Annotated in this window: 11 protein-coding genes; 4 read left to right on the top strand and 7 right to left on the bottom strand. The window is 69.1% G+C overall.

Annotation, left to right across the window (positions count from 1 at the left end):
• Window positions 1-454 precede the first annotated feature (454 nt).
• From ACN9M0_RS17070 to ACN9M0_RS17055, 4 genes are all read left to right on the top strand, one after another.
• Window positions 455-1309, top strand: a complete 855-nt coding sequence (locus ACN9M0_RS17070) for a helix-turn-helix domain-containing protein (protein WP_366037404.1) — start codon at window positions 455-457, stop codon at window positions 1307-1309.
• A 459-nt stretch (window positions 1310-1768) separates the two neighbouring features.
• Window positions 1769-3058, top strand: coding sequence for an ice-binding family protein (locus ACN9M0_RS17065; protein ID WP_426405307.1), 1290 nt, complete (start codon window positions 1769-1771; stop codon window positions 3056-3058).
• 245 nt (window positions 3059-3303) lie between these two features.
• Complete coding sequence (locus tag ACN9M0_RS17060) at window positions 3304-3915, top strand: DUF5819 family protein (RefSeq protein WP_426403843.1); 612 nt, start codon at window positions 3304-3306, stop codon at window positions 3913-3915.
• Entirely contained in the window at window positions 3905-5086 is a 1182-nt protein-coding gene (locus ACN9M0_RS17055) for an HTTM domain-containing protein (RefSeq protein WP_399696148.1), read from the top strand. Before ACN9M0_RS17060 ends, ACN9M0_RS17055 begins: the two co-directional genes overlap by 11 nt.
• 451 nt (window positions 5087-5537) lie before the next feature.
• Here the strand turns inward: ACN9M0_RS17055 and ACN9M0_RS17050 are convergent, their stop codons facing one another.
• From ACN9M0_RS17050 to ACN9M0_RS17020, 7 genes are all read right to left on the bottom strand, one after another.
• Entirely contained in the window at window positions 5538-8114 is a 2577-nt protein-coding gene (locus ACN9M0_RS17050; protein WP_366037407.1) for an FG-GAP-like repeat-containing protein, read from the bottom strand.
• Between the two features lie 60 nt (window positions 8115-8174).
• Window positions 8175-9299 (bottom strand): FG-GAP-like repeat-containing protein, encoded by a 1125-nt coding sequence (locus tag ACN9M0_RS17045; RefSeq protein WP_366037408.1) that lies wholly within the window; start codon window positions 9297-9299, stop codon window positions 8175-8177.
• A 113-nt stretch (window positions 9300-9412) separates the two neighbouring features.
• A complete protein-coding gene (locus tag ACN9M0_RS17040; RefSeq protein WP_366037409.1) occupies window positions 9413-10645 on the bottom strand; it encodes an FG-GAP-like repeat-containing protein in 1233 nt (410 codons plus the stop codon).
• A 198-nt stretch (window positions 10646-10843) separates the two neighbouring features.
• The gene (locus ACN9M0_RS17035; protein WP_366037410.1) at window positions 10844-11671 is read right to left on the bottom strand and encodes a hypothetical protein; all 828 of its coding nucleotides are present in this window, start codon (window positions 11669-11671) and stop codon (window positions 10844-10846) included.
• Window positions 11672-11733: 62 nt separating this feature from the next.
• Window positions 11734-11892 (bottom strand): hypothetical protein, encoded by a 159-nt coding sequence (locus tag ACN9M0_RS17030; protein ID WP_366037411.1) that lies wholly within the window; start codon window positions 11890-11892, stop codon window positions 11734-11736.
• A 156-nt stretch (window positions 11893-12048) separates the two neighbouring features.
• On the bottom strand, window positions 12049-12279 hold the full coding sequence (locus ACN9M0_RS17025; protein WP_366037412.1) for a hypothetical protein: 231 nt from the start codon (window positions 12277-12279) through the stop codon (window positions 12049-12051).
• A gap of 82 nt (window positions 12280-12361) precedes the next feature.
• Window positions 12362-12562: a hypothetical protein gene (locus tag ACN9M0_RS17020; protein WP_366037413.1), complete on the bottom strand. Its 201-nt coding sequence runs from the start codon at window positions 12560-12562 to the stop codon at window positions 12362-12364.
• Window positions 12563-12822 lie beyond the last annotated feature (260 nt).

Raw genomic sequence — 12822 nt, 5'->3', positions numbered from 1 at the left:
TGACGCCCGTCCCGATGAAGCCATGGGCATCCGCTGGCTGCTGATGGTCCTGCTGGGGGTCTTCGCCTCCATGCCAGAGGAACTGGCCGAACTCCGCCGTGCAGACGTCGACCCCGACACCGGTCCGGTTCCGGAGGGGCTGACCCGAGCTCAACACAGGCCGTCGGGTGGTCGGTGACCCCGAGTCCCGTGCAGGGACCCTGAGAGGTCTGGACAACACAAAGGCCGGTGATCCGGCGATACCCGTGTCGACCGCACGGACGGGGCACGATTGCGCGCCGTAGGGCGCCGTGGGCCGCGGAGCGCTGGTCCGTACGGGCGACGCCGGTCAGATTGAATCGTCACAATTCTTTACCGACGCACGACACCGGCGGCACGGCGCGTGATCAACAACCGGTGCTCCATGCCAATCTGCTCGGGCACGTAGTGGCTTGGAGCCGGAGGTACACCGCCCATGGCGGCGAACAACAACCCCACCGTCACAGGACGACGACTGGGGGCGGAGCTGCGCCGGCTCCGTGAGGACCGCGGTATGACCGGCGCGCAGGTCGCGGCGGAACTGCTGATCTCCCAGGCCAAGGTCAGTCACATGGAGACAGGTCGCCGTGCGGTCAGCCCCCGCGACGTACGCGATCTCTGCGTGCTCTACGGCGTCACCGACCAGCATCTCGTCGACCACCTGACAGCACTGGCCAGGGAGTCGAGCCGTCAGGGCTGGTGGCACTCCTACGGCGACATCCCCCATAGCGTCTATCTCGACCTGGAGGCGGTCGCCGCCTCCATCCGAGCCTACGAGGCCACGGTGGTCCCCGGCCTGCTGCAGACCCCCGCCTACGCCGCCGCGGTCATTGAGGAAACGATCCCCCTCGTCACGGCCGACCAGGCCGCCGCGCGACTGAAGGTGCGACTTCGCCGTCAGTACCGGATCTACGACCTCGCCCGCCGGTTGCATCTGTGGGTCGTCCTGGACGAATCGGCCCTGCGGCGTGTCGTCGGCAGCCGGGAGATCATGCGCGAGCAACTGGAGCACCTGCACGCGCTCAGCACCGAGCCCCACATCACCGTCGAGGTGCTCCCTCACAGCACAGGCGCTCACCCAGGGCTGACGGGACAGTTCTCCATCCTGGAGTTGTCCGACACCCGTGAGGCGGTGGTGTATCTGGAGAGGTTCACCAGCGGCCTCTGCCTGGCGAAGGCGTCCGACGTACAGCAGTACAGCGTGACGCACGCCCGGCTGCGGTCGCTGGCCCTCGCCCCGGAGCAGAGCCGGCACTTCATCACCGACGCCATCAAGCTCTACGCGTCCTGAACCCCGAGGGCGACGCGCCGGGCTGCGACGGTGCCCCGGAACCGCTGCTCCTCCGCACGCGGCCGGCACCGGGAAGAACGCGCCGCTGCTGCCGCGCCTCCTTGCGCTTTTCGCCCCGGGCGCGCCACGCCCATGCCGCAGCGGTCCTGATTCGACCCAGTCGGCGTACATCCGTGTTCACATCGGCGTCGGTTTCAGGACAGGTGTGCGGTGTCGATTCGTGTGAACTGATCGAATTTCACTCATCCGGCGATGTTCCGAATCGTCGGCGGCACGGGATTTCATATTTTCATCACGCACCGCGGCGATGAATGTTTTTATATTCATCCCCCCTCCTCGGTTTCGCCCGGTGCGGGTGCGCGAATTTTCATGCGTAATATGCGGCCACAGCTAGAAGGCACCCCGGGTGATCCGTAGGCCCGGCGTGTGCCACGGCCCCCCACAGAAAATGGCCTCTTGATGAAGCTGCACATCCCTCGAACGACTCGGCGCCGCATTCTGTCCGGCGGGCTGGCCTCGGCCCTCGCCACAGCAGTTGCCGCCGCCATGGTCGCCGTCACGTCGACGCAGGCACTTGCCATCGCGACGCCCGTACCTCTGGGCACGACCGCCAGCTACTCCGTCCTGGCAGGGCAGGGAGTCACCAACACCGGCAACTCGGTGCTCGATCACGACCTCGGGACGCACCCGAACCCGGCCATCACCGGCTTCCCGCCCGGCCTGGTACTCGGTGCTGTGCACCCCGCGGACGCCGCGGCCGCCCAGGCCAAGAGCGATCTGATCGTGGCGTACAACAACGCGGCCGGCCAACTCACGGGCCAGGCACCGGACTTCCCGCTCGCCGCAGGAATCGGCGGGGGGCAGGAGCTGCTTCCCGGCGTCCACAGGGCCACATCCGGTGTCGGCCTCACCGGTGACCTGATCCTGAACGCCGGGGGAAACCCCAACGCGGTCTGGGTGTTCCAGATTCCCGAAGCCCTGACGACGGCATCCAACAGCAGGATCCTCCTCACCAACGGCGCTTCGCCGTGCAATGTCTACTGGCAGATCGGGAGTTCGGCGACCCTCGGCACCACCTCCACCTTCGTGGGCACCATCATGGCCCTGACCTCGATCTTCGTGAACCAGGGGGCGAGCGTCGAGGGGCGGGCACTGGCCCGCAACGGCGAGGTGACGCTCAACAACAACAGGATCTTCCTCGGCGGGTGCGCCACCGGCGGTACGACGACCGGCGCGACGACGGGAACGACCACCGGAACGACGACCGGAACGACGACGACCGGGGCGACGACGGGTACGACTCTGGGCCTGATCGGCGGCACCCTCATCGGCGGGCCCAGCGTCAACCTGGTGGGCGGCGGCACCTCGGGGAACATCGCGGGCAACACCTCCGGGAACACCGTGGGCAACACCGCCGGGAACACCACTGGCGGTAACACGTCGGGCAACAGCGCCGGGAACACGACCGGCGGCTCCATCACCGGCGGGAACGTCGCCGGCGGGAACGGCGGCGGGCCGGACCACGGTGGGCCGGAGCACGGTGGGCCGGACCACGGCGGCAAGCCCGAGCACGGTGGGCCGGAGCACGGTGGGCCGGAGCACGGGCACGACGAGGGGCCCGGCAAGCCGGAGCACGGCGAGCACGGCGAGCACGGCGAGCACGGCGACCACGGCGACTACGGCGACCAGGGTGAGCAGGCCGACGGGCACTACGGCTACGCCGACAAGCCCGCGGTCCACGAGGGCTGAGCAGCAGGCCACATCACGACCGTTCATCGGATGACGGCGCGCGGCGGAATCCTCAGCGGTTCCGTCGTGCGCCGCCGGTGAGGGACGCAGAGACTCAGGCGCGAGCAGCGCATACGCGAAGGACAGGGTGGGCGGTGTCGAGCGGAATCGAAACAGCGGCCGTGCAGGAACTTCAGCAGTGCGGTTCCGATCCGGCCCCCCTGCCACCAGAACACGGCAGAGCGACCCCGTCGGACAGACGGCCCATGAGGGTCCGGGCCCTGAGAGCGGGGCTGCGCACGGCCGTGGCCCTGTGTCTGGTGACCACGCTGGTCCATGTCGTCATGGTGTTCCTTCACGTAGCCCCCTCCAACCCCGTATCGAAGCGGTACAGCCCACAGGTCAACGGATGGGTGTACCCCCTTTTCGAGCAGAATTGGCGACTTTTCGCACCGGACCCCGATTCCTTCAACCGGAAGGTCCTGGCAAGAACTGCACGAACGGCCTCCGACGGATCGGTACGAGTGAGCCCCTGGTTCGACCTGACCGCCGTGGACAATGCCGCAGTCGACCACAACGCATTTCCGAGCCACACGGCTCAGAACCTTTTGCGCCGCGCCTGGAGCTCCTATGTCGAGACGCACGGAGGAAGCGACACGGCACGCTCGGAACGGGCGGTGATGATGCAGAAGTACCTGCGCAATATCGCCGCGGACCGCTTCGCCGCCCGCCACGGTGGTGACAGGTTCGACTTCGTTCAGCTCCGGGTCGTCACGACGCCCATCGCCGCTCCCGGCACAGCCGCCGGTGACCGCCCGCCGGTACCCACCGAGAACCGGCTCCTGCCCTGGTGGAAGGTGACCCCCCATGGGAATTGAGCAGCCCTCCCGGCCCTCCTCTGCGGCAGCCGCACCACAACGCCCCCAGAGTCCGGGGACTTCGCTGGTCGGTGTCGCCCGTCAGTGGCTCCTCGGCCAGGTCAGCGCTCTGTGGGCCCTCCTCACCGGCCGTCCGGTGTCCTTGTATGCCGCCTCGGTGCTGCGCATCGGCTACGGGCTGCTCTACCTGGTCTTCCTGCTCCGCGAGTTCCCGCACCGTGGAGAGATCTGGGGACCCGAGTCCCCTTGGACGCCTGCGCTGGCGGAACAGCTCTTCGAGCAGACGGGCTGGAACAGCGTCCTGATCCTGTCCGACAGTCCCGCCTATTTCGAGTTCTGCTACGCGATGGCTGTCGTCACGTCCGTACTGTTCATCCTGGGCTGGCGGACCCGCGTCATGTCCGTCCTCTTCGCCGTCGTGGTGATCTCGTTCCACGCGAGGTCGATCTTCATGACGGACGGGGGCGACAACCTGGTCCTGCTGATGGCCATGTACCTCGTCCTGACCGCGTGTGGTCGGCGCTGGTCCCTGGACGCACGTCGCGACCGGCTCAAGTCGGCTCGTGCGGGCGACGTGCCGGAGCCGGTGCGGGGCTTGTACGCGCAGGAACTCCGCCACGCCCGCGTCACCTTGACCACCGTGGTGCACAACTGCGGCGTCTTCGTCATCGCCGCACAGGTCTGCTTCCTCTACGGATCGGCAGGCCTGTACAAGGTCCAGGGTCCCACCTGGGGCGGCGGCACCGCTCTGCACTACGCGCTGAACCTCGAACTGTTCCAGCCCTGGCCCGCGCTCTCCCACCTCGTGGACGAATTCCCGATGGTGATCGCGATCACCGGCTACGTCACGGTGCTCGTCCAGGTCGCCTTCCCGTTCGTACTCTTCGGCCGGCTCAAGTATCCCGTTCTTGCCGTGCTGCTCGGGATGCACATCGGCATCGCCGTACTGATGGGGCTGCCGCTCTTCTCCGGCGCGATGATCATCGCGGACGCCGTGTTCCTGCCCGACCGCTTCTACGCCTTCCTGGCCCGACTGTGGCGCCGTGCGGCACGGCGCACCGGAATGCGGCAGGCGGCACCCGGCCGGGCCACAGGATCGGGATCCGTACCCGCGCAGGGAAGACCGGAGCTACCCGCCCCGCAGGACCAGGCCGTTCCGAGTGGAGGGTAGAAGCGGTTCAGTCCACGCGATGGGCCCTGTGGCGGACCTCCCGGAGGCTGGCCTCGGGCGGGTGACGGTCCAGGCCTGCCGAGTCCCGTGCGCGTGCGAGCGTCTCCCGGCAGAGCTGCTCCAGGGTCTGCCGCGGTTGCGCGTCAGGCTCCAGCCAGAGGCGCACCCCCGCGACGCTATGGCGCCGCGTAGGTGGTGCGGGAGTAGTCCCCAAGAGGTCTAGACAACGACAAAGCCCCAGGTCCCTGACCTGGGGCTTTGCTCAAGAGCGGATGACGGGAATCGAACCCGCGCTATAAGCTTGGGAATCACCGCGCCCGAGTCCGGTGATCTACCGTCCTACCTGCGGAAATGCACTCTGGTGGTGCTTATTCCGCAGGCCGGTGTACACCCGTATTGACCGCTGTTGCCCCCTCTGAAGGGCACGTTCGGGGCACGCACTTTCTCCGGTCTACCAGCCGCCCGTCAGGTTGCGTGCCGCACTGAAGGTGGTGTCACCTTGGCCCGACCATGCCTTCAGCGTGCCGGTCGTGTTGTCGCGGGCGAGGATGTCCGCCTTGCCGTCGCCGTCGATGTCACCGGCCGCAGCGGTCTGGGAGAAGCCCCAGCCGCCGGTGACGCTGACCGGGGCGTTGAAGTATCCGCCCGCGTTGTGGGTCCACATTTTGAGCGAGTTGGTGGCGGGGTCACGGGCGATGATGTCGGCGGCTCCGTCGCCGTTGAAGTCGGCTGCGGTGGTCTGGGCGAAGTTCCACCCGGCGGTGAGGTGGGCTGCGGCGCCGAAGGTGCCGTCACCGTGGCCGGCCCAGATCTTGAGGTTGCCGGAGGGGTCGCGGGCGATGAGGTCGGTCTCGCCGTCGCCGTCGAAGTCGGCGGCGGTGGTCTGGGTGAAGTTCCAGCCGCCGGTCACGTTCGTGGGCGCGATGAAGCTGCCGTCCCCTCGGCCGACCCACAGGCGGAGCGTGTCCTGGGGAGGGCGGCTCTCGTCGACGGGGCCTTCGTAGCGGGCCATGATGTCGGCTTTGCCGTCGCCTGTGAAGTCCCCGGCCACGGTCTGCGAGTAGTCCTGCCAGCCGCCGGTGACGTCCTTCGCGGCGGAGAAGGTGCCGTCGCCTCGGCCGAACCACACCTTCAGGGTGCCCGTGGGGTCGTGCCGGGCCAGGAGGTCGGAGATCGAGTCGCCGTTGAAGTCGGCGGACGTGGTCTCTCCCATGGGAAGCGACGCCCTGGTCACGCGGTCGGCCATGGTGCGGGCGAGGAGCTCGGTGCCGGCGTCATTGAAGTGGAGCTTGTCGGCGTCCGCGATCGCGGACCGGATGGCGTACGGGTCGTCGAGATCCTTGGTGACGGCGTCGAAGTCGATGTAGTCGTCGATACCGTCCGTGGTGCGGATGTAGTTGTTCACCGCTTGCCGGACGGCCTCACGGAGGCGGAAGGACGGGGCGGTCGTGGCGTAGCCGGAGAAGCCGGGGATGGTGGCGCCGGTGACGCGGAGCCCTCGGGCGCGGGCCTGGGCCGCGATCTTCTGGATGTCGGTGATGATCGTGGCTGACGACGCGCCGTCGACGATGTCGTTGACGCCTTCGTAGAGGATGACCTCGCGGACGTTGGGCTGGGCGAAGACGTCACGGTCGAGACGGTTGAGCGCGCTTGGCCCCTGCCCTCCGAGGATGTCCCTGTCGATCCGGTTCCCGCTGATCCCCGCGTTGAGGACACCGGGCGCGGAGGACGTGCCGTTCAGGAAGGACGCGTAGAAGTCGGGCCAGCGCCGGTTGGTGTTCGGGGTGCTGCGGCCGCCGTCGGTCTGGGAATCGCCGATGGCGACGACGGTCCCCTGGGAGCCCGTGGTGGCGACATCGACCCCGCTGACCAGGCTCCAGAAGTAGACCTCCTTGGTGAAGTCGGCGCCGTTCGCGACGCCCGACCGGTCGCCGGCGAGCCGGGCGGTGGTGTACGAGGTGGCGAGGGCGTACGGGTGCTGGGGAGCCGTCGTCACCGTACCGGGCAGGTGGTAGCTGACCAGCAGGTTCTTCCCCGCGGTGACGGGCAGGGCGACCGGGTCGCTGAAGACTTCGCCGCCCGCCGGGAGCGTGGTCTGCTGGCTGCCGCCGAACGTCACGGTGACCGGGGTCTGCGCGGCGGCCGCCCCGCTCGACTGGACGGCGAGGGTGACGTGGCCGAGCTTCACGGGGTCACCGGAGAAGGTGTTGGCGAACCGCAGCCGGACCGTGCTGCCGCTGGTGTGCGGGTTGACGACCATCCGGAAGGTCTGGTTCGTCCAGTCGGGGTACTCGGCTCCCATCGAGGTGGACCCGGCGTGACCGAAGGACGTGGCCCAGCTTCCGGTCCAGGAGGTCCCGCCGGGCGCGGCCGGTGTGCTGCGTACCGCCACGGAGAAGACGTGGAGGCGCCTTCCGTCGGCGGGTGCGGCGGGCAGGGTGACCGAGGCGACCGTCTTGCCCATGGTGACGGGGACGGTGACCGCGAACAGCTTCACAGGGGTGGTGCCGCGCGCCGAACGGTCGAGGACGACGGCCGCGGCGACCGGGTTGCCGGCCTCCCAGTCGCCGACGGAGTCGAGCGTGTACGCGGAGGTGCTGCCGTCGCTGTAGTGCACCGTGCCGGAGCCGGTCACCGCGCCGCCGGTGGCCGTGACGAGCAATCCGAGCGCGTTGCCGGAACCGGACACGGGCACCTGCTGGCCGTCGGCAACGATGTTGTCGGGCTGGCCGGGGGCCACATCGGGCCGGGTGTAGGTGGTGCCGTTGACGGTGACGCGCGCTCCCTGTGTCCACCCGGCGGCGTTCAGCGCGTCGGCGGACAGGCTGTCGCCGCTGCCGTCGAGGTTCGCGACGCCCGGGTTGGCCTGGGTGGCGATACCCGCGTTGTTGAAGGCGCTGCCGAAGGTGGGGTAGACGGTCTCGGCGGCACTCGCGTGGGCCGCCGCGAGCCCGGTGGTGGCGAGCCCGAGAACGAGGGTGGTCGCGAAGGCTCTCGCCCTGGTGGACCCGAATGCGGTGCGGGGCATGGGAAGGGCTGCCTTTCCTGGTGTGGTCGACGTCGAGGAGCGCTGCCGCTGGTGTGGTGGTTACCAGCCGCCGGTGAGCTTGGCGGGGGTGCCGAAGGTGGTGTCGCCGTGGCCGGCCCAGATGGTGAGGTCGCCGGTGGTGTCGTTGCGGGCGATGAGGTCGGCCTTGCCGTTGCCGTCGAAGTCGGCGGCGGTGGTCTGGGTGAAGTTCCAGCCGCCGGTGACGTTGACGGGGGCGTTGAAGTAGCCGCCGGCGTTGTGGGTCCACATCTTGAGGTTGCCGTCGGCGTCCTTGGCGATGAGGTCGGCCTGGCCGTCTTCGTTGAAGTCGGCGGCGGTGGTCTGGGTGAAGTTCCAGCCGGCGGTGAGCTGGGCTGCGGCGCCGAAGGTGCCGTCGCCGCGGCCGGCCCAGATCTTGAGGTTGCCGTCGGCGTCCTTGGCGATGAGGTCGGCCTTGCCGTTGCCGTCGAAGTCGGCGGCGGTGGTCTGGGTGAAGTTCCAGCCGCCGGTGACGTGGGAGGCGGCGCCGAAGGTGCCGTCGCCTCGGCCGAGCCACATCTTCAGGTTGGCGTCGGTGTCGCGGGCGATGATGTCGTTCTTGCCGTCGTTGTTGAAGTCGGCGGTGGCGGTCTGGGTGAAGTTCCAGCCGCCGGTGACGTTGACGGGGGCGTTGAAGTAGCCGCCCGGGTTGTGGGTCCACATCTTGAGGGTCGCGGCGGCGTCGCGGGCGATGATGTCGGCCTGGCCGTCACCGTTGAAGTCGGCGGCGGCCGTCTGCGTGAACACCGGAGCGGGGGGCACGTCCACGGGGAAGGGGTCGGCAGGATCCGAGCCGAGTCCCACCCGGGGGCCGCAGACGGGCCACTGGTTCTCGCCCGCGGCGTCGAGGAGCTTCTCGCCGATGATGATCTGCTGGTCCTTCGTGGCCTTGTGCGGGTAGGCCGCGTACTGCGTGCCGCCCATCGACTGCCAGGTGGAGAGGCTGAACTGGATTCCGCCGTAATAGCCGTGGCCCGAGTCGAGGCTCCAGTCGCCGCCGCTCTCGCACTCGGCGAGCTTCTCCCACGTGCTGACCGAGGCGGCGTGCGAGGTGCCCGCCGCGCCGCCGAGCGCGACGATCGCGGAGCAGGTCGCGAGGGAGAGGGAAAGGGCACGGCGGCGGACGGCAGAGGTGCGGGAGGGCATGGCGAAGGAACCTTCCGAGAAGGGAGAGGGATGAGGATCGGCCGCGTCGCGGGGCCAGGGCCGGTGCCGTACCGATCACGTCCGTACGGCACCGGCGAAGGGACGAGCGGTGGTTACCAGCCGCCGGTGAGCTTGGCGGGGGTGCCGAAGGTGGTGTCGCCGTGGCCGGCCCAGATGGTGAGGTCGCCGGTGGTGTCGTTGCGGGCGATGAGGTCGGCCTTGCCGTTGCCGTCGAAGTCGGCGGCGGTGGTCTGGGTGAAGTTCCAGCCGCCGGTGACGTTGACGGGGGCGTTGAAGTAGCCGCCGGCGTTGTGGGTCCACATCTTGAGGTTGCCGTCGGCGTCCTTGGCGATGAGGTCGGCCTGGCCGTCTTCGTTGAAGTCGGCGGCGGTGGTCTGGGTGAAGTTCCAGCCGGCGGTGAGCTGGGCTGCGGCGCCGAAGGTGCCGTCGCCGCGGCCGGCCCAGATCTTGAGGTTGCCGTCGGCGTCCTTGGCGATGAGGTCGGCCTTGCCGTTGCCGTCGAAGTCGGCGGCGGTGGTCTGGGTGAAGTTCCAGCCGCCGGTGACGTGGGAGGCGGCGCCGAAGGTGCCGTCGCCTCGGCCGAGCCACATCTTCAGGTTGGCGTCGGTGTCGCGGGCGATGATGTCGTTCTTGCCGTCGTTGTTGAAGTCGGCGGTGGCGGTCTGGGTGAAGTTCCAGCCGCCGGTGACGTTGACGGGGGCGTTGAAGTAGCCGCCCGGGTTGTGGGTCCACATCTTGAGGGTCGCGGCGGCGTCGCGGGCGATGATGTCGGCCTGGCCGTCACCGTTGAAGTCGGCGGCGGCCGTCTGCGTGAACACCGGATCCGGCGTGGGGTCCACCCCACCGATCGGCGAGACATAGCCGCTGACCTTCTGGGAGTAGTAGTAACCGTTGCTGATGGTGCCGAGGGTCACGGCGCCGCTCTGGTTGCCGCCGATGGTGGTGATCGTGCCGTCGGCGTTGATGGACTTCACCAGTGCCACGTGCTCGGCATAGCCGGCGCCGTTGTAGTTGAAGACCACCGCGTCACCGACGTGCGGGGTGCTCGTCAGCCCGCCGTTGTACTGACCGAAGCTGCCGGCGCCCGCGGTGAGACCGGTGACGTTCACACCGGCCTGGTCCCAGACCCACTTTGCGAAGTCGGCACACCAGGCCTCTCCCGAGCAGCTTCCGTAGTAGCCGGAGCCTCCCGCGCTGTTCGTATCGCACGCCCCGTTGCCGAGGTTCTGCTCCGCTATCCCCATGATCGTGGAACCCACGCTGGCGGAGGCGGGCTGGGCGCCGGAGAGCATCAGGGCGGGAGCGAGCAGGGCGGTGGCGAGCATTCCCTGCAGGGTGCGTCGAATCGAAACCTTTGACACGTCATGTCTCCTGTAAATCGGCATGCTGAAGTCCTCGGCACGTGCGTGCCGGGTGAAGTGAGGAGGAGCCGCACCGCGGAAGGCGCGGCGATCGGGCAGGGGTGCCGTCGACCAGAGGGGCGCGGTCGATCAGAGGTGCTGCCGTCGATCAGGTGGTGCTGCTCAGGGCGCGATCGTCACCTTCGCCGCGGCCATCCCGGCCTGCTGATTGGCCGGCTGCGAAACGGCGTACACCTGGAGTTCGGTGACTCCGGCGCGCAGACCGGTGTCGACCGCGACCCGGTAGCGGACCGTCGTCGTGGCTCCCTTGGGCAGCGGTGCTCCGCCGGTGGCGGCGAGGAGGAAGTCCATGCCCGAGGCCTGCGGCAGGAAGACGGGCTGCCAGCTGCCGGTGGCGGGGTCGAGGCGCTCCAGGCGCCCGGCCACCGAGCCGAGGGGGGCGAGTCCCCCGTCGTACTGGTCGAAGCGGACCACGGGTGCGATGAGCGGGTAGTCGGTGTCACCGGTGTTGCGCATGGTCACGGTGAACTCCACCGGTGCGCCGCCGGGCACGAACCGCGGCGAGGAGGGCAGCCCGGTGATGTCCACGGCGAGTCGCGCGGTCTTGGCCACGGTCAGCGGGCCTTCGGGAAGGCGCTGCTGCTGCCCGGCGGGCGGGTGATGCGGCGGGGGCGTGGTGGGCCGAGGGGTGGCGGACGACGGGTGGGACGGGGTCTGCGGGGTTCCCGAGGCCGCGCTCGGCGTCGGAAGGGGGTCGGGTGCCCGGCCTGTCGGTCCGGCGTCCAGAGGCTTGGGGGCCTGAGAGGCCTGGGCGGCCGCCGCGTGGTTCGCGCTGCCGGCACCGGAGTCCGGGGTGGCCGCGGTACGGGCTTGGGGAACGGCCGGGCCGGAACCGGCGCAGGCGCCGAGTGAGCCGACCAGCCCGGCGACGAGCAGAACGGCGGCGGCGAGCCGCAGGGGCGAACAGGGGTTGGAGCTGACGGACTTCATGATGACTTGCTTCCTCCGCACGAGGGCCGATGGCAGGTGGATGTCGGGTGCTGCCCCGGCGACTAGCCCCGGATCATGTTGTCGTCGGGCCCGGAGGCGACGACGGACACGGAGGTGGTGGAGGAGGGGCTCTCGGCCCGCTCGGACCGGATCCCGTGAGCGGTGCCGAGCGCGACGAGGGGGAGGGCGGCGACGGACACGACGCGGGCGGACGTGCGCATGCTGATCACTCCTGGGGAAGAGGACGGACGGCACGAGGGGCAGGCCGGGGTCAGGTCTCGGCGAGGCCTGGTGAAATCGGAGAGCCCGGAGGGCCTGGGGCGGAGGAGCCGGTGGTGCCGACGTGGCCGGGAAGCAGCCGAGGGGAACGGGAGGACCTACGCGGGGAATTCGACGGCGTAGCCGTGGGAGGCGAGCGGCTCATGTATGCGCAGGAACAGTTCTCGTGCGCGGACCAGAGCGGCCCCGTCGGACGGGGTCTTGATGAAGAGGACGGCTTCCAGCCCCGAGGGGGTGGGCTGGACCCTGATGTGCTCGAGTCCGTCTGCCGGGACGGAGTGTGCCCACAGCAGATCGTGAATCAGGTGGGAGACCTCGGCGGTTGCCATTGCTCGGGTCGCACTTCTCAACCGGGTACAGATGATGCGCATGGGACAGGCATCGAGAGGGCGGGCGGCCGGGGGAGTCCGGTCAGTCCCAGACGATGCTGTCGCCCGGAGCCGCGGCCACGGCGCCGGCGGGAACCGAGTCCCAGACGATGCTGTCGCCCGAAGCCGCGGTCACGGCGCCGGCGGGAGCCGAGTCCCAGACGATGCTGGACGTGGAGGCCAAGCCGGCGAGGGCCAGGGCGAGGGCGGTGACGGTGGCCGTGCGGCGGACGGACGAGAACACGGGGATTCCTCTCGTTCATGGTGGGATGAAACGTCAATTGCTTTGTCCGAGAGGCGAGTCGGTCTTTTCTGGGCGACTCCCTCTCGGTGATCACCATCCTGTTCGAGCGGCCGTCCGGGGAAAAGGGTTTCCGTGCGTCACCAAAGTGCCTGGCACCAAAGTGACGTAGCGGGGATTCGCATCTCCCGTGCGCTCGTTCCCAGGTCATAAGCTGATGCCGCGTGGTGAGCTGCACACACGCGACGATCGTTCGCACCACC

This window comes from Streptomyces sp. R-07, assembly GCF_049913175.1.
Taxonomy (GTDB): Bacteria; Actinomycetota; Actinomycetes; order Streptomycetales; family Streptomycetaceae; genus Streptomyces.
Note: the sequence above shows the minus strand (reverse complement) of the source record. Positions and strands in the feature narration are given on the sequence as shown.

Bases quoted from the DNA above. Each gene is read 5' to 3' on its own strand.
- ACN9M0_RS17025 (WP_366037412.1), bottom strand. From the start codon at position 12,279: ATGGCAACCGCCGAGGTCTCCCACCTGATTCACGATCTGCTGTGGGCA.
- ACN9M0_RS17070 (WP_366037404.1), top strand. From the start codon at position 455: ATGGCGGCGAACAACAACCCCACCGTCACAGGACGACGACTGGGGGCG.
- ACN9M0_RS17060 (WP_426403843.1), top strand. From the start codon at position 3,304: ATGAGGGTCCGGGCCCTGAGAGCGGGGCTGCGCACGGCCGTGGCCCTG.
- ACN9M0_RS17055 (WP_399696148.1), top strand. From the start codon at position 3,905: ATGGGAATTGAGCAGCCCTCCCGGCCCTCCTCTGCGGCAGCCGCACCA.
- ACN9M0_RS17045 (WP_366037408.1), bottom strand. From the start codon at position 9,299: ATGCCCTCCCGCACCTCTGCCGTCCGCCGCCGTGCCCTTTCCCTCTCC.
- ACN9M0_RS17030 (WP_366037411.1), bottom strand. From the start codon at position 11,892: ATGCGCACGTCCGCCCGCGTCGTGTCCGTCGCCGCCCTCCCCCTCGTC.
- ACN9M0_RS17050 (WP_366037407.1), bottom strand. From the start codon at position 8,114: ATGCCCCGCACCGCATTCGGGTCCACCAGGGCGAGAGCCTTCGCGACC.
- ACN9M0_RS17065 (WP_426405307.1), top strand. From the start codon at position 1,769: ATGAAGCTGCACATCCCTCGAACGACTCGGCGCCGCATTCTGTCCGGC.
- ACN9M0_RS17040 (WP_366037409.1), bottom strand. From the start codon at position 10,645: ATGCTCGCCACCGCCCTGCTCGCTCCCGCCCTGATGCTCTCCGGCGCC.
- ACN9M0_RS17035 (WP_366037410.1), bottom strand. From the start codon at position 11,671: ATGAAGTCCGTCAGCTCCAACCCCTGTTCGCCCCTGCGGCTCGCCGCC.